The organism is Mycolicibacterium brisbanense (assembly GCF_001570425.1).
GTDB lineage: Bacteria > Actinomycetota > Actinomycetes > Mycobacteriales > Mycobacteriaceae > Mycobacterium > Mycobacterium brisbanense.
On sequence record NZ_BCSX01000020.1, the window covers coordinates 25,548 to 42,674 of the forward strand.

The 17,127-nt window shown below is 67.6% G+C and carries 12 protein-coding genes; all 12 read left to right on the top strand.

What is annotated here, in order from left to right; all coding sequences use genetic code 11:
• Positions 1-35 precede the first annotated feature (35 nt).
• Positions 36-1,553, top strand: a complete 1,518-nt coding sequence (locus RMCB_RS09505; protein ID WP_062828592.1) for an anthranilate synthase component I — start codon at positions 36-38, stop codon at positions 1,551-1,553.
• Entirely contained in the window at positions 1,550-2,167 is a 618-nt protein-coding gene (locus RMCB_RS09510; protein ID WP_062828593.1) for a TIGR02234 family membrane protein, read from the top strand. The genes RMCB_RS09505 and RMCB_RS09510 overlap by 4 nt, the downstream gene beginning before the upstream one ends.
• A gap of 82 nt (positions 2,168-2,249) precedes the next feature.
• Positions 2,250-3,068 (top strand): indole-3-glycerol phosphate synthase TrpC, encoded by an 819-nt coding sequence (gene trpC / locus RMCB_RS09515; RefSeq protein ID WP_029367126.1) that lies wholly within the window; start codon positions 2,250-2,252, stop codon positions 3,066-3,068.
• 36 nt (positions 3,069-3,104) lie between these two features.
• Positions 3,105-4,367: a tryptophan synthase subunit beta gene (trpB, locus tag RMCB_RS09520; protein ID WP_062828594.1), complete on the top strand. Its 1,263-nt coding sequence runs from the start codon at positions 3,105-3,107 to the stop codon at positions 4,365-4,367.
• Positions 4,367-5,155, top strand: coding sequence for a tryptophan synthase subunit alpha (gene trpA / locus RMCB_RS09525; RefSeq protein ID WP_029367124.1), 789 nt, complete (start codon positions 4,367-4,369; stop codon positions 5,153-5,155). Before trpB ends, trpA begins: the two co-directional genes overlap by 1 nt.
• On the top strand, positions 5,152-7,743 hold the full coding sequence (gene lgt, locus RMCB_RS09530; RefSeq protein ID WP_063979596.1) for a prolipoprotein diacylglyceryl transferase: 2,592 nt from the start codon (positions 5,152-5,154) through the stop codon (positions 7,741-7,743). Before trpA ends, lgt begins: the two co-directional genes overlap by 4 nt.
• A 63-nt stretch (positions 7,744-7,806) precedes the next feature.
• On the top strand, positions 7,807-8,256 hold the full coding sequence (locus tag RMCB_RS09535) for an NINE protein (protein WP_062828649.1): 450 nt from the start codon (positions 7,807-7,809) through the stop codon (positions 8,254-8,256).
• Positions 8,246-8,659: a DUF2752 domain-containing protein gene (locus RMCB_RS09540; protein ID WP_029367121.1), complete on the top strand. Its 414-nt coding sequence runs from the start codon at positions 8,246-8,248 to the stop codon at positions 8,657-8,659. Before RMCB_RS09535 ends, RMCB_RS09540 begins: the two co-directional genes overlap by 11 nt.
• Positions 8,660-8,744: 85 nt before the next feature.
• Positions 8,745-13,301 (top strand): glutamate synthase large subunit, encoded by a 4,557-nt coding sequence (gene gltB / locus RMCB_RS09545; protein ID WP_062828650.1) that lies wholly within the window; start codon positions 8,745-8,747, stop codon positions 13,299-13,301.
• Entirely contained in the window at positions 13,294-14,796 is a 1,503-nt protein-coding gene (locus RMCB_RS09550; protein WP_062828595.1) for a glutamate synthase subunit beta, read from the top strand. The genes gltB and RMCB_RS09550 overlap by 8 nt, the downstream gene beginning before the upstream one ends.
• A 27-nt stretch (positions 14,797-14,823) precedes the next feature.
• Positions 14,824-16,242 carry a pyruvate kinase gene (pyk, locus tag RMCB_RS09555; RefSeq protein WP_029367118.1) on the top strand — a complete coding sequence of 473 codons (1,419 nt, stop codon included), beginning with the start codon at positions 14,824-14,826 and terminating at the stop codon, positions 16,240-16,242.
• Between the two features lie 18 nt (positions 16,243-16,260).
• A complete protein-coding gene (locus RMCB_RS09560) occupies positions 16,261-17,127 on the top strand; it encodes an acyl-CoA thioesterase II (protein ID WP_062828596.1) in 867 nt (288 codons plus the stop codon).

The following is a 17,127-nucleotide window of genomic DNA, read 5'->3' on the forward strand; positions in this document are numbered from 1 at the left end:
CGACCTGTTGCGTCCAGTCTGGGAGGATCATCTGCGTGCACACGCTTGCTTCCACCACGTCGCGTGAGGACTTCCGGGCGCTGGCCGCCGAGCATCGGGTTGTCCCGGTGACCCGCAAGGTACTGGCCGACAGCGAGACGCCACTGTCGGCGTACCGCAAGCTGGCCGCCAACCGGCCCGGAACGTTCCTGCTGGAATCGGCCGAGAACGGCCGGTCGTGGTCGCGATGGTCGTTCATCGGTGCGGGCGCACCGTCGGCGTTGACTGTCCGCGACGACCAGGCGGTGTGGCTGGGCACGACGCCGCAGGACGCCCCCAGTGGGGGCGATCCGCTCGAGGCGGTCCGCACGACGCTCGAGCTGTTGGCCACCGCCGCGGTGCCCGGTATGCCGCCCCTGTCTTCCGGGCTGGTGGGCTTTTTCGCCTACGACATGGTCCGGCGCCTCGAGCGGTTGCCGGAACTGGCCGTCGACGACCTCGGCCTGCCCGACATGCTGCTGCTGCTGGCCACCGACATCGCAGCGGTCGACCACCACGAGGGCACCATCACGCTGATCGCGAACGCGGTCAACTGGAATGCCACCGATGATCGTGTCGACTGGGCCTACGACGACGCGGTCGCCCGCCTGGACGTGATGACCGCGGCCCTCGGGCAACCGTTGGCCTCGGCGGTGGCGACCTTCAGCCGCCCCGAGCCCCAGCACCGGGCACAGCGCACCGTCGAGGAGTACTCGGCCATCGTCGAGAAACTGGTCGGCGACATCGAGGCCGGCGAGGCGTTTCAGGTGGTGCCGTCGCAGCGATTCGAAATGGACACCACGGCCGATCCGCTCGATGTCTACCGGCTGTTGCGGGTGACCAACCCGAGCCCGTACATGTATCTACTCAACGTCCCGGATGTCGAAGGCGGACTTGACTTTTCGATCGTCGGCTCCAGCCCGGAGGCGTTGGTCACCGTTACCGACGGGCGGGCCACCACCCATCCCATCGCGGGAACCCGCTGGCGCGGCGCCACCGACGAAGAGGACGTGCTGCTGGAGAAGGAACTGCTTTCCGACGACAAGGAACGCGCCGAGCACCTGATGCTGGTCGATCTCGGCCGCAACGACCTGGGCCGCGTATGCCGACCCGGCACCGTGCGGGTCGAGGACTACAGCCACATCGAGCGCTACAGCCATGTCATGCACCTGGTGTCCACGGTCACCGGCGAACTCGCGGACGGCAAGACCGCGCTCGACGCGGTGACCGCCTGCTTCCCGGCCGGCACCCTGTCCGGTGCGCCCAAGGTGCGGGCCATGGAACTCATCGAGGAGGTCGAGAAGACGCGGCGCGGCCTGTACGGCGGTGTGCTCGGCTACCTCGACTTCGCCGGCAACGCCGACTTCGCCATCGCCATCCGCACCGCCCTGATGCGCAACGGCACCGCCTACGTGCAGGCGGGCGGGGGAGTCGTCGCGGACTCCAACGGTCCCTACGAGTACAACGAGTCGGCGAACAAGGCCAAAGCGGTGCTCAACGCGATCGCCGCCGCCGACACGCTCACCGAACCATGATGCGGATCGCGCAGGTTCTGCTCGTGGCAGCCGCCCTGGCCCTGTGGGGCGCGTCGCGGATGTCGTGGGTGCAGGTGTCGTCGTTCGACGGGCTGGGGCAACCCAAGAACACCGTGCTGACCGGTGCCATGTGGTCCACGGCGTTGATCCCGCTCGCACTGGTGGTGCTGGCGGCCGCGGTCGCGGTTCTGGCGGTGCGGGGCTGGCTGTTGCGGCTGCTGGCTCTGCTGGTCGCTGTCGCCAGTGCCGGTATGGGTTATCTGGGAATCAGCTTGTGGGTGGCCAAGGACGTCGCGGTCCGTGCCGCGGACCTGGCGTTGGTGCCGGTGGTGCAACTGACGGGCACCCATCAGTACTACGGCGGCGCCGTGCTGACCCTGGTTGCCGCGGTCTGCGCACTCGCAGGCGCGGTGCTGCTCATGCGGTCGGCGACCGGAGCACGCGCGGTAGCGCCACGCTATGCGGCGCCGGGGGCCCGCCGGGCCGCCGCGCAGGGCGAGAACGCCGACGCCCCAATGTCCGAACGGATGATCTGGGACGCCCTCGACGAGGGGCACGATCCGACGGGCGGGCAGAACGGCGAGCAGTCCGATCCGGACAACAAGGGTCGGTGACAGCAGAAGGTGTGGCGACGACTACCCTTCGAGTGAGGTCCACCGGGATCGTCCCGGGCGCACCGGAAAGGAATCGACGGCGATGAGTTCGGCCACTGTGCTCGACTCCATCATCGAAGGAGTCCGCGCCGACGTTGCGGCTCGCGAGGCCGTCATCAGCCTTGAGGAAATCAAGGCGCGCGCCCTGGATGCACCCGCACCACTGGACGTGATGGCAGCGTTGCGCGAACCCGGGATCGGCGTCATCGCCGAGGTGAAACGTGCCAGCCCGTCCCGCGGGGCACTGGCCAACATCGCCGACCCGGCGGAGTTGGCCCGTGCCTACGAGGATGGCGGCGCCCGGGTGATCAGCGTGCTCACCGAGGAGCGCCGGTTCCATGGCTCGTTGGCCGATCTGGACACGGTGCGCGCCGCGGTGTCAATTCCGGTGCTGCGCAAGGACTTCATCGTCAAGCCGTATCAGATTCACGAGGCGCGCGCGCATGGCGCGGACATGCTGCTGCTCATCGTCGCCGCGCTCGAACAACCCGTGCTCGAGTCCCTGCTGGAGCGCACCGAGTCGCTCGGTATGACGGCTCTGGTAGAGGTCCACACCGAAGAGGAAGCCGACCGTGCGCTGCAGGCCGGCGCCCGCGTGATCGGTGTCAACGCACGGGATCTCAAGACCCTGGAGGTCGACCGGGACTGCTTCGGACGTATCGCGCCGGGGCTGCCCAGCAACGTCATCCGCATCGCCGAATCCGGTGTCCGCGGAACGGCCGATCTCCTGGCATACGCCGGCGCGGGCGCAGACGCCGTTCTCGTCGGTGAGGGACTCGTCACCAGCGGTGACCCCCGAAGCGCGGTGGCCGATCTGGTGACCGCGGGTACCCACCCGTCCTGCCCGAAACCGGCTCGTTGAATCGGCAATGAGCCGCTGTCGCGAAGAGGCACACTGATGGCGGATATCGCCGGGCCCGAGCTGCCGCGTTCCAGCGCAGCCGTGGCCGAACCCACGGTCCATGATCCCGACGCCCGGGGCCACTTCGGTTCTTACGGTGGCCGACTCGTGCCGGAAGCCTTGATGGCGGTGATCGAGGAAGTCACCGCGGCCTACGAAAAGGCCCGCGGCGACCAGGCGTTCCTCGATGAGCTCGACCGGCTGCAACGGCACTACACCGGGAGGCCGTCGCCGCTGTACGAGGCCACTCGGCTTTCGGAGCACGCCGGCGGGGCACGGCTGTTCCTCAAGCGGGAAGACTTGAACCACACCGGTTCTCACAAAATCAACAACGTCCTGGGACAGGCGTTGCTGGCTCGCCAGATGGGCAAGACCCGGGTGATCGCCGAGACCGGCGCAGGGCAGCACGGCGTCGCGACCGCGACCGCCTGCGCCCTGCTCGGCCTCGAGTGCGTGATCTACATGGGTGCCGTCGACACTCAGCGGCAGGCGCTCAACGTGGCGCGGATGCGGCTGCTCGGGGCGACGGTGGTCTCGGTGGAGGCCGGGTCGAAAACCCTCAAGGACGCGATCAACGAAGCATTCCGCGACTGGGTCACCAACGCCGACGAGACCTATTACTGCTTCGGGACCGCGGCAGGCCCGCACCCGTTCCCCCTCATGGTGCGCGATTTCCAGCGCGTCGTCGGGCTGGAGGCGCGGGCGCAGATCCAGGACCAGGCCGGACGGCTGCCCGACGCCGTGACTGCGTGCGTGGGTGGCGGATCGAACGCCATCGGCATCTTCCACGCCTTCATCGACGATCCCGGCGTGCGGCTGGTGGGCTTCGAAGCCGCCGGTGACGGTGTGGAAACCGGACGCCATGCAGCCACCTTCTCCGGGGGGTCACCGGGCGCGTTCCAGGGTTCGTTCTCGTACCTGCTGCAGGACGAGGACGGGCAGACCGTCGAATCCCACTCGATCTCGGCCGGCCTGGACTACCCGGGTGTCGGCCCCGAGCACGCTTACTTGAAGGACACCGGCCGCGCGAACTATCGGCCGATCACCGACACCGAAGCGATGGATGCGTTCTCGTTGTTGTGCCGGACCGAGGGCATCATCCCGGCCATCGAATCGGCGCATGCCGTGGCCGGGGCGCTCAAGCTCGGCAAGGAGCTCGGCAGCGGGGCGATCATCCTGGTCAATGTCTCCGGTCGTGGTGACAAGGACGTGGAAACGGCGGCCAAGTGGTTCGGCCTGCTTGACGAGGGAGGCGCCTGATGAGCCGGTTGGCGGAACTGTTCGACGGGTGCCGAGCGGAAGGACGGGCAGCCCTGATCGGCTACCTGCCAACCGGTTTCCCCGATGTGCCGACGTCCATCGCGGCGATGACCGCGCTGGTCGAATCCGGTTGTGATCTGGTGGAAGTCGGCGTGCCGTATTCGGATCCCGGCATGGACGGGCCGACCATCGCTGCGGCGACCGAGACTGCGTTGGCCGGGGGCGTCCGGGTGCGCGACACTCTCGCCGCCGTCGAGGCGATCAGCAACGCCGGTGGCCGCGCGGTCGTGATGACCTACTGGAACCCGGTGCTGCGCAAGGGGGTTGACACTTTTGCGCGGGATCTCGCATCGGCCGGCGGATACGGTCTCATCACCCCCGACCTCATCCCGGAAGAGGCCGACGATTGGCTGGCGGCCTCGGATGCCCATCAGCTCGATCGGATCTTTCTGGTGGCGCCGTCGTCGACGCCGCAGCGGTTGGCGGCCACCGTGCAAGCCTCCCGCGGATTCGTCTATGCCGCATCGACCATGGGTGTCACCGGGGCCCGCGACGCGGTCTCCAGCGCGGCCCCCGAGCTGGTGAGCCGGGTGAAGGAGATCTCGGACATCCCGGTCGGAGTCGGACTCGGCGTGCGGTCCGGACAGCAGGCCGCCGAAATCGGGGCCTTCGCTGACGGTGTGATTGTCGGATCAGCCCTTGTCTCTGCTTTGCAGAACGGGCTCGACGCCGTGCGCGCGCTCACCGAAGAACTGGCCACCGGTGTTCGGCAAAGGATTTCGGCTTGACCACAACCGTCCTCGCGTACCTGCCCAGCCCGTCACAGGGCGTCTGGCATCTGGGTCCGGTACCGATCCGTGCGTATGCCCTGTGCATCATCGCCGGGATCGTCGCGGCACTGATAATCGGTGACAGGCGGTGGGCGGCGCGAGGCGGTGAGCCCGGCGTCATCTACGACATCGCGCTGTGGGCTGTGCCTTTCGGCCTCGTCGGCGGCCGGCTGTACCACGTCATGACGGATTGGCGCACCTACTTCGGGCCCGAGGGCAAGGGCCTGGCCGCGGCGTTTCAGGTCTGGGAGGGTGGCCTCGGCATCTGGGGTGCGGTTGCGCTCGGCGCGGTCGGCGCCTGGATCGCTTGCCGGCGCCGCGGAATTCCGTTGCCCGCGTTCGGCGATGCCATCGCACCGGGAATCGTCCTGGCTCAGGCGATCGGCCGGTTCGGCAACTACTTCAACCAGGAACTCTACGGTCGCGCGACGACGGTGCCGTGGGGCCTGGAAATCTACGATCGGCGCAACGCCGCCGGTCTGCCCGATCAACTCAACGGCGTCTCCAACGGCACCGTGCTGGCGGTCGTACATCCCACCTTTCTCTACGAATTACTGTGGAACCTGCTGATTTTCGCCCTGCTGATCTGGGTCGACCGCCGGTTCCGGATCGGCCACGGCCGGTTGTTCGCGTTGTATGTGGCCGGGTACTGCGTGGGCCGGTTCTGGGTGGAACTCATGCGAAGCGATGCCGCCACGCATCTGGCCGGTATCCGCATCAACACTTTCACCTCGACGTTCGTCTTCATCGGCGCCGTCGTCTACATCATGTTGGCCCCCAAGGGCCGCGAGGAACCGGCCACCTTGGCGGGTCGTCCGCGTGACGATTCCGATGAATCGGTCGTCGACGAGTTGGGCAAGGACCTGGTCGGCGTCGCGGCCGCGACGGGCGTCGTGGCGGCCGCCAAAGTCGCGGGCGATTCCGATACCGCAGACGAACATTCCGAGGACATGCACCCGGACGCCGTGGCAGAGGACGAAGGCGCCGATGCCGCCGCTGCGGTCGAGTTGAAGGCCATCGCTCCGCAGACCGACGACGAGCCTGTCGACGCCGGCGACACGACTGAAACGGCCGAAGCCGGCGACGAAGAGGTCGCCGAATCCGCGTCGGCTGAAGAAGCAACACCTGCTGAAGTCGATGCACCAGCGGAGCCCGCCGCCGAGGCTGAGTCGGAGGATGCTGAAGCTGCTTCCGATTCGGTCACCGAAGACGCCGCGACCGAGTCGGAAGATGAGGCAGTCGCCGAGCCGACCGGCGACGGCGAGCCCGCTGCCGAGGCTGACGCCGAGCCCGACGCCGCGGAAGCCGTTACCGCCGAACCCGAACATGAGGGCGAGTCAGACACCGAGTCGGAGTCTGACGCCGAACCGTCGGCCGAGCCCGAGGCGGCGGCCGAGGCCGAAGGCGACACCGAGCAGCCGGAGCCTGAAGCCGAGGACGCGGAGCTCGAGCCCGAACCGTCAACCGAGGTCAAAACCCCCGACGCTGAGACTGAACCCGCCGCAGACGCGGAAACCGGCGCCGACGGCGAAGCCGCGGAGTCTGAGGCCCAGCCATCTGACGAGCCGGAGACCACGGCCACACAGGAAGAAGCGGCCACCGAGGCTGTGACCGGCGAGCCCGAAAGCGACGCCGAGCAGCCTGAACCCGAGGCAGCGGAGTCCGAGGCCCAGCCATCTGACGAGCCGGAGACCACGGCCATACAGGAAGAAGCGGCCACCGAGGACGAAGCAGCCACAGAGGCCGTGGCCGACGAGCCCGAGACGACCGAGGCCGAAGCCACGGAGCCCGACAGCGACGCCGAGCAGACTGAAGCCGAGGCAGCGGAGTCCGAAACCGAACGCGCCACAGACGCGGAATCTGAGGCCCAGCCATCTGACGAGCCCGAGACCACAGCCACCGAGGACGAAGCGGCCACGGAGGCCGTGACTGACGAACCGGAGAAGACCGAGGCCGAAGCCTCAGAGTCCGAAGGCGCCGAGCAGCGTGAAGCCGAGGCAGCGGAGTCCGAGACCGAACCCGCCGCAGACGCGGAACCCGGCACCGACACCGAGGCAGCGGAGTCTGAGGCACAGCCGTCTGACGAGCCCGAGCCTCCCGAGGCCGAAGCCTCGGAGTCCGACAGCGACGCCGAGGAGCCTGAACCCGAAGCCGCGGAGTCCGAGACCGAACCCGCCGCAGACGCGGACGCCGAAGCCGAGGAGTCTGAGGCCGAGCAGTCTGGCGAGCCGGAGACCGCCACCGAGGACGAAGCAGCCACAGAGGCGGTAGCCGACGAAGCCGAGGAGCCCGAGGCTGAAACGTCGGAGTCGAATAGCGACGCAGCGCAGCCGGAGAAGCCCGACGCCGAGGACGCACAGAGCGACACACCCGAGGCGACCGACGACGAGGGCACGGACGGGGCGACTGAGGACGCTGAATCCGTTGCGGCAGAACAGGAATCGGCCAAGCCCGAGACCACTGAGGTTGCCGCGGCCACGCCCAGCACACCGACACCGCCGGCACCCGCTCCGCAGCGTCGTCGGTGGTGGCAACGCCGGCGCTGACATCACGCCAGAACCTGGCCGTGACGGCGACTTGAAGGCGTCGGGTTCTGGCATGCTGTGAACATGACCGATCGCCCGGATTACGGCGCCGGTGCCGAAGGCTCGGTACCGCCGTTCCCGCCGCCCGCGGGTTATCCACCGCCACCGCCCGGCTACGGGCCGCCGCCGGGGCCGGGGTACCCGCCGCCGGGCTACGGGCAACCCAATGGCTTTTACCCGCCCCCGGCGTATGTCGATCCGTCGGCTCCGTATGGCCGGCATCCGCTGACTGGCGAGCCGTTGTCGGACAAGTCGAAGGTCACCGCGGGGCTGCTGCAGTTGCTGGGCTTCTTCGGGCTCGTGGGTATCGGGCGCATCTACATCGGTGACACCTCGATGGGCGTCATTCAATTGGTCGTCGGGATTCTCACGTGCGGCATCGGCGCCTGGATCTGGGGCGTCATCGACGCGATCCTCATTTTCACCGACAAGGTGCGCGACCAGTACGGCCGTCCGCTGCGCGATGGCACCTAACTCCGGACTCAGCACCACGTCGACGCGCTACGGCGCGCTCGGCGCAGGCGTCATGCTCACCGGGGCGCTTGCCTACACCGCGGTGGCCGACCCACACCGTCCCGGATTCCTGTTCCCGCCATGCCCGTTCAGGCTGATGACCGGTTGGAACTGCCCGGCGTGCGGTGGATTACGGATGACGCACGATGTGCTGCACGGCGACCTGGGCGCCGCGGTTGTCGACAACGCCTTCGCGCTGGTCGGGCTACCGCTGCTGGCCGCCTGGATTCTGGTGCGCTGGCGGCTGGGCAAGCCGATCTTCCCGGCACCGGCCGTCGCGACCATCCTGGTCGCCGCCGTGATCTGGACCGTGATCCGCAATCTCCCCGGTTTCCCGCTGACTCCGACATTCATCGGGATGTAGCCGCCGACCTGCGCTGATACACTCGTAGTTCGGGCCGGTGCAGTCCCGGAGCATGGATGTTCCGGACTGTGGAGGTGCGATTCACGTGCTTTACTCGGCATTGCCAGACGCTCAGGGCCTATACGACCCTGCAAACGAGGCCGACTCGTGCGGCGTCGCGATGATCACCGATATTCAAGGGCGACGGTCCCATGGCATCGTCGCCAACGGACTCGAAGCACTCGAAAACCTCGAGCACCGCGGCGCGGCCGGAGCCGAACCGAACAGTGGCGACGGCGCAGGCATCCTGCTTCAGCTGCCGGTCGAGTTGCTCAGCGAGGTGGTCGACTTCGCTCTGCCCGCCCCAACCGCTGACGGGGCGAACACATTCGCCGCCGGCATCTGCTTCCTGCCGCAGGACCCGGTGGATCGCCAGGCCACCCGTGAACGGATCGAAGCCATCGCCGCCGAAGAGGATCTGGAGGTCCTGGGCTGGCGTGCGGTGCCCGTGGACCCCGATGGCGCCGGCGTGGGCATGACGGCTCTTGGCTGTATGCCCTACATGGCTCAACTGTTCGTTGCCGCGCCCGAGGTCTCGGGTGTCCGGCCGAGCGGTATCGACCTGGACCGGCGCGTCTACCCGCTGCGCAAACGCGCGGAGCGTTGTGGCGTCTACTTCCCGTCGCTGTCCAGCCGGACCATCGTCTACAAGGGCATGCTGACGACAATGCAGCTGCCCCAGTACTTTCCGGATCTTCGCGACGAACGCTGCCAAAGCGCCATCGCGATCGTGCACAGCCGGTTCTCGACCAACACGTTCCCGTCGTGGCCACTGGCCCATCCCTTCCGCTTCGTGGCGCACAACGGTGAGATCAACACCGTTCGCGGCAACCGCAACCGCATGCACGCCCGCGAAGCGATGCTGGCCAGCGCGCACATACCCGGGGATCTGAGCCGGCTGTCGCCGATCTGCACGCCGGACGCCTCGGACTCGGCGTCCTTCGACGAGGTTCTGGAACTGCTCCATCTGGGCGGTCGCAGCCTGCCGCACGCGGTGCTGATGATGATTCCGGAGGCCTGGGAGAACGCCACCACGATGGACTCGGCGGAGCGGGACTTCTGGCAGTTCCACGCCTCGCTGATGGAGCCGTGGGACGGCCCGGCCTGCGTGACCTTCACCGATGGCACGTTGGTCGGAGCGGTCTTGGACCGCAACGGTTTACGCCCCGGGCGGTGGTGGCGCACGGTCGACGACCGCATCATCCTGGCCAGCGAGAGTGGCGTGCTTGCCGTGCCGTCGGGCGAGATCGTGGCCAAGGGCCGGCTGCAGCCCGGCAAGATGCTCCTGATCGACACCGCGGCAGGCCGCATCGTGTCCGACGACGAGATCAAGGAGCAGTTGGCGCAGGCCGAACCGTACGGAGAGTGGCTGCACGCCGGTCTGCTGGACCTCGCCACCCTGCCGGATCGCGCCCGCCTGCAGCCCAACCACGAATCCGTGGTGCGCCGGCAGATCGCGTTCGGTTACACCGAGGAGGAGCTGCGGATCCTGCTCACGCCGATGGCGGCGTCGGGTGCCGAGCCCCTCGGATCGATGGGCACCGATACACCGACGGCGGTGCTCTCGTCGCGGTCGCGCCTGCTCTACGACTACTTCGTCGAACTGTTCGCCCAGGTGACCAACCCGCCGTTGGACGCCATCCGCGAAGCGGTGGTCACCTCCATGGCCCGGGTGATGGGGCCGGAGGAGAACCTGCTCGAGCCCGGTGCCGCGTCGTGCCGTCAGATCGTGCTGCGCTGGCCAGTTCTCGACAATGACGAGTTGAGCAAGATCGTCCACATCAACGACGATGGCGAACACCCCGGGTTGCGTTCCACGGTGTTGCGTGCGCTCTACGACGTCGAACGTGGCGGCGAGGGCCTTGCCGACGCCGTCGAGGAACTGCGGCAGCGTGCCAGCGAGGCTATCGCCAAAGGTGCACGCACCCTGGTGATTTCCGACCGCGACTCGGACCACACCCGGGCGCCGATCCCATCATTGCTCGCGGTGTCGGCGGTGCACCACCATCTGGTCCGCACCAAGGAACGCACCAAAGTGGCACTGGTGGTGGAAAGCGGTGACGCCCGTGAGGTGCACCACATCGCGATGCTCATCGGCTTCGGCGCGGCTGCGGTCAACCCGTATCTGGCGTTCGAGTCGATCGAAGATCTGATCCGGGAAGGTGAGCTCACCGGTATCGAGCCGGCTGCCGCGGTCCGCAACTACGTCAAGGCTCTCGGCAAGGGCGTGGTCAAGGTGATGAGCAAGATGGGCATCTCCACGGTCGGGTCCTACACCGGAGCACAGGTTTTCGAGGCTATCGGTCTCGATCGGGGAGTGGTCGAGGAGTACTTCACCGGTACCACCAGCCAGCTCGGCGGCGTCGGCCTGGACGTGCTGGCCGAGGAGGTCAAGCTGCGGCATCGACGGGCCTACCCGGAGAACCCGACCGAACGCGTCCATCGCAGGCTGGAGGTCGGCGGGGAATACGGGTTCCGCCGCGAGGGCGAACTGCACCTTTTCACCCCGGAAGTGGTTTTCCTGCTGCAGCATTCGACTCGGACCGGCCGACGGGACATCTTCGCCCGGTACTCCGAGGAGGTCGATCGGCTGTCCCGCGAAGGCGGTGCGCTGCGCGGCCTGTTCGAGTTCAAACGCGGGCTGCGGGCGCCGGTCCCGCTCAACGAGGTGGAACCCGTCGAAGCGATCGTCGCGCGGTTCAACACCGGCGCGATGAGCTACGGCTCGATCTCCGCCGAGGCCCACGAAACCATGGCCATCGCCATGAACAGGCTCGGGGGCCGGTCCAACAGCGGTGAGGGCGGCGAGGACGTCGGACGGCTCTACGACCCGCTGCGGCGCAGCGCGGTCAAGCAGGTCGCGTCGGGCCGCTTCGGCGTGACCAGCGACTACCTCGTCAACGCCACCGATATCCAGATCAAGATGGCTCAAGGTGCCAAACCTGGTGAGGGCGGGCAGCTTCCGGGCTACAAGGTGTACCCGAGCATCGCCAAAACCAGGCATTCGACCCCCGGAGTCGGGCTCATCTCGCCACCGCCGCACCACGACATCTACTCGATCGAGGACCTCGCGCAGCTCATTCACGACCTGAAGAACGCCAACTCCGAGGCACGCATCCACGTGAAGCTGGTCAGCAGTGTCGGGGTCGGCACCGTGGCCGCCGGCGTGTCCAAGGCGCACGCCGACGTCGTGCTGATCTCCGGGTACGACGGCGGCACCGGTGCCGCGCCGCTGACCTCGCTCAAGCATGCCGGGGCCCCGTGGGAGATCGGCCTGGCCGACGCCCAGCAGACGTTGGTGCTCAACGGTTTACGCGACCGCATCACCGTGCAGTGTGACGGCGGCCTGCGCACGGCGCGCGATGTCATGGTGGCTGCGCTGCTGGGCGCCGAGGAGTTCGGCTTTGCGACTGCGCCGCTGGTGGTGGCGGGCTGCATCATGATGCGGGTGTGCCACCTCGATACCTGTCCGGTCGGGGTCGCCACCCAGAATCCCGAACTGCGGGCCCGGTTCAACGGCAAGCCCGAGTTCGTGGAGAACTTCTTCACTTTCATCGCCGAAGACATCCGCCGCTACCTCGCCGAGCTGGGCTTCCGCAGCATCGACGAGGCGGTCGGCCACGCCGAGATGCTCGACACCGCGTCCGGCGTCGCGCACTGGAAGAGCCGTGGGCTGGACCTCAGCCCGATCTTCGCGGTATCCACCGATCCCCACGGCGCCAAGCTGACCCAACGCCGCCGGCTGCGCGGCCAGGATCATGGCTTGGAGCAGGCCCTGGACCGTACCCTGATCCAGCTTTCCGAGGGTGCGCTGGAGGATGCCCACCAGGTGCGGCTGGAGCTGCCGGTGCGCAACGTCAACCGCACGGTCGGCACCCTGCTCGGATCCGAGGTGACCCGCCGCTACGGTGCCACCGGGCTGCCCGACGACACCATCCACGTCACCCTGACCGGATCGGCCGGGCAGTCCATCGGGGCGTTCCTGCCGCCTGGTATCACCCTCGATCTCATCGGCGACGCCAACGACTATGTGGGCAAAGGCCTTTCCGGTGGCCGGGTGATCGTGCGTCCGCCCGACGACGTGTTGTTCCTGCCCGAGGACAACGTCATCGCGGGCAACACCCTGCTCTACGGGGCTGTCTCAGGTGAGGTCTTCCTGCGCGGCCGGGTGGGAGAACGGTTCTGCGCGCGCAATTCTGGAGCGTTGGCCGTTGCCGAAGGCGTCGGCGACCACGCCTGCGAATACATGACCGGCGGCCGCGTCGTGGTGCTGGGACGCACAGGCAGGAACATGGCTGCAGGCATGTCCGGTGGAATCGCCTACGTGCTGGGCTTGGACCCCGCGAAGGTCAACACCGAGATGGTGCAGCTGCAGGCCCTCGAGCCCGAAGACCTGGCCTGGTTGCAGACCGTGGTGACCCGCCACGCCCAGTACACCGGCAGCACCGTGGCCAAGTCGGTGTTGTCCGACTGGTCAAGGCGCAGTTCACAATTCACCAAAATCATGCCGACCGACTATCAGCGCGTATTGCAGGCCACGCGGATGGCCAAAGCAGAGGGCCGCGATGTCGACAATGCGATCATGGAGGCCAGCCGTGGCTGATCCGACCGGATTCCTGCGAGTACCCAAGATCGAGGCCGCCAAGCGGCCCGTCGATGAACGCATCGGGGACTGGCGTGAGGTGTACGAGCGACAGAACCCCCATGAGCGGGCCGGCGAGGTCTCGCAGCAGGCCCGCCGCTGCATGGACTGCGGTATTCCGTTCTGCCACTCGGGAACCGCGGGATGCCCGCTCGGCAACCTGATCCCGGAGTGGAACGACCTGGTGCGTCGCGGCCGCTGGGACGCGGCAGGCGACCGGCTGCACGCCACCAACAACTTCCCCGAGTTCACCGGCCGGCTGTGCCCGGCGCCGTGTGAGGCGGCCTGCGTCCTGTCGATCAGCGAGGAGCAGACCGGCGGCAGCGTCACCATCAAACGCATCGAGCAGACCATCGCCGACCAGGCCTGGCTGGACGGGACGGTCGAGCCGCAGCCTGCCGCGATCAGGACCGGCAAGAGCGTCGCGGTGGTGGGCTCGGGTCCGGCGGGACTGGCCGCGGCCCAGCAGCTCACCCGTGCGGGCCACGACGTCACGGTGTACGAGCGCGATGACCGGCTCGGTGGGCTGCTGCGCTACGGCATCCCCGAGTACAAGCTGGAGAAGTCGGTGCTCGATCAGCGGCTGGCCCAGATGCGGGCCGAAGGCACTCGGTTCGTCACCGAATGCGAGGTGGGTGTCGACCTGTCCGTCGAGCAGTTGCGGGCCCGGCATCAGGCCGTCGTGCTGGCGGTCGGTGCCCTGCGGGCCCGCGACAACGACGTGCCCGGCCGCGAGTTGGCCGGGGTGCATCTGGCCATGGAGCACCTGGTACCGGCCAATCGGGAATGCGAGGGCGACGGGCCGTCACCGCTGTCGGCCGCTGGGCGTCATGTGGTCATCATCGGCGGTGGCGACACCGGGGCCGACTGTCTGGGCACCGCGCACCGCCAGGGCGCGAAATCGGTGACGCAGCTGGATTACAACCCCGAGCCGCCGGGAGTTCGGGACGAATCTCTCACGCCCTGGCCCACGTGGCCGCTGGTCCTGCGCACATCGCCGGCCCATGCAGAGGGCGGGGCCCGCCACTTCGAGGTGGCGGTCCAGCGGTTCATCGGCGACGAAACCGGTCATCTTCGGGCGCTGGAGATCGCCGAAGTGCGGGTAACCCGCGACGCCGAAGGCCGCCGCCAGATCACCCCGGTCGGGGAATCGCTGGAGATCCCGTGCGATCTGGCGTTGTTGGCCATCGGGTTCGAGGGCGTCGAACACATGGCCCTGCTCGATGGCCTCGGCCTGCGACTCAACGGGCGCGGCGCACTGCCCTGCGGGTCGGACTGGCAGACCGACGCACCGGGTGTGTTCGTCTGCGGTGACGCGCACCGCGGGGCGTCGTTGGTGGTGTGGGCCATCGCCGAGGGGCGCAGCGCGGCCCATGCGGTGGATGCCTATCTGATGGGCGAGTCCGACCTGCCGGCGCCGGTGCGTCCGGGAGTGCTGCCGCTGGCCGTCGTCTGAATCGATCAACGACTATGCTCTGAACCCGTGAACCGACGCGGGAAGATCGTTTGTACGATGGGTCCGGCTACTAGCACCGACGCGATGGTCAAATCGCTGGTCGAAGCCGGAATGGACGTAGCGCGGCTGAACTTCAGCCATGGCGACTACTCGGATCATGAGGCTGCGTATCGCAGGGTCCGGGTCGCCGCCGATGAGACCGGGCACGCGGTGGGTGTCCTCGCCGACCTGCAGGGACCGAAGATCCGCCTCGGACGTTTCGCCGACGGACCGACCGTATGGGCGACCGGCGAGACGGTACGGATCACCGTCGACGAGTGCGCCGGAACCCACGATCGGGTGTCCACCACCTACAAGCGGCTCGCCGAGGACGCCGTGGCAGGGGACCGGGTGCTGGTCGACGACGGCAATGTCGGTCTGATCGTCGAGAGCATCGAGGGCAACGACGTCGTCTGCAAGGTCACCGAGGGTGGCCCGGTCAGCAACAACAAGGGCATGTCGCTGCCCGGCATGAACGTGTCTGCCCCGGCGCTGTCGGAGAAAGACATCAAGGACCTGGAATTCGCGCTGCAGCTCGGCGTCGACCTGGTTGCGCTGTCGTTTGTCCGCTCACCGGCGGATATCGAGCTGGTGCACGAGGTGATGGACCGCGTCGGGCGCCGTGTTCCGGTGATCGCCAAGCTGGAGAAGCCTGAGGCCGTCGAGAATCTCGAGGCCATCGTGCTGGCATTCGACGCGGTCATGGTGGCACGTGGCGACCTCGGCGTGGAGCTGCCGCTGGAGGAGGTGCCGCTGGTTCAGAAGCGGGCGATCCAGATCGCGAGGGAGAACGCCAAACCTGTCATCGTCGCCACGCAGATGCTGGAGTCGATGATCGAAAGCTCGCGGCCCACCCGGGCCGAGGCCTCCGACGTCGCGAACGCGGTGCTCGACGGCGCCGACGCTGTCATGCTCTCCGGCGAGACCTCCGTCGGCAAGCACCCGCTGGAGACCGTGCGGACCATGGCCCGCATCATCCATGCGGTCGAGGAGAACTCGGTCGTGGTACCGCCGCTGACCCACGTCCCGCGTACCAAGCGCGGCGTCATCTCATACGCGGCGCGCGACATCGGTGAACGGCTGGATGCCAAGGCACTGGTCGCGTTCACCCAGTCCGGCGACACCGTGCGCCGACTGGCCCGGCTGCACACGCCGCTGCCGGTGCTGGCGTTCACCGCACTGCCCGAGGTTCGCAGCCAGCTCGCCCTGACGTGGGGCACGGAGACGTTCATCGTGCCGCAGATGTCCAGCACCGACGACATGATCCGGCAGGTCGACAAGTCGTTGTTGGAGCTCGGCCGCTACAAGCGCGGTGAGCTGGTGGTCATCGTCGCAGGCGCTCCTCCCGGCACAGTAGGCTCCACGAATCTGATCCATGTGCACCGCATCGGTGAGGAGGACGTCTAAACGAGGGAGAGGGGCCCGGTGTCAGACTCGGATTTCGAGGAGCTGCTGGCGGTTCTCGACCTCAAGCGCGTCGACGACAACCTCTTCATCGGGACGCACCCGAGCAAGAACCCGATACGCACGTTCGGCGGTCAGATGATCGCGCAGGCGTTCGTCGCGGGTGGTCGGTCACTTGAGCACAAGCAGCAGCCGAGCGCGCTGAACGCCCATTTCATCGCCGGCGGTGACCCGGAGAAGGACCTCGAATTCCACATCGTGCGGCTACGCGACGAGAAGCGTTTCGCCAATCGCCGGGTGGACGTCATGCAGGACGGTCAGCTCCTGACGACCGTGATGCTCTCCTACATGAACGGCGGGCGCGGCCTCGAACACAGCGTGGCCGCGCCCGACGTCGCACACCCCGACACCTTGCCGAAGATCGACGAGCTGTTGCGCGGCTACGAGAAAACCGTGCCGTTGTTCGTCGAGGCATTGCGGCCCATCGAGTGGCGCTACACCAACGACCCGGCCTGGGTGATGCGGGACAAAGGGGAGCGCCTCGACCACAACCGGGTCTGGCTCAAGACCGAGGGCGCCATGCCCGACGACCCGGTGTTGCACGGCGCGGCGCTGGTGTATTCGTCGGACACCACGGTGCTCGACTCGATCATCACCACGCACGGGCTGTCGTGGGGTTTCGATCGCATCTTCGCGGTCACGATGAACCATTCGGTGTGGTTTCACCGTCCGATCAAGTTCGACGAATGGGTGCTGTACTCGACCACCTCACCGGTGGCCGCCGAATCCCGTGGCCTGGGCACCGGCCACTTCTTCGACGAGTCCGGTCAGCTGCTGGCGACGGTTGTGCAGGAAGGCATCGTCAAGTACTTCCCCGCGTCGAAATGA

Coding starts and splice junctions, on each gene's coding strand:
- trpA (WP_029367124.1), top strand. CDS start 4,367: ATGAGCCGGTTGGCGGAACTGTTCGACGGGTGCCGAGCGGAAGGACGG.
- trpB (WP_062828594.1), top strand. CDS start 3,105: ATGGCGGATATCGCCGGGCCCGAGCTGCCGCGTTCCAGCGCAGCCGTG.
- trpC (WP_029367126.1), top strand. CDS start 2,250: ATGAGTTCGGCCACTGTGCTCGACTCCATCATCGAAGGAGTCCGCGCC.
- RMCB_RS09540 (WP_029367121.1), top strand. CDS start 8,246: ATGGCACCTAACTCCGGACTCAGCACCACGTCGACGCGCTACGGCGCG.
- RMCB_RS09510 (WP_062828593.1), top strand. CDS start 1,550: ATGATGCGGATCGCGCAGGTTCTGCTCGTGGCAGCCGCCCTGGCCCTG.
- RMCB_RS09535 (WP_062828649.1), top strand. CDS start 7,807: ATGACCGATCGCCCGGATTACGGCGCCGGTGCCGAAGGCTCGGTACCG.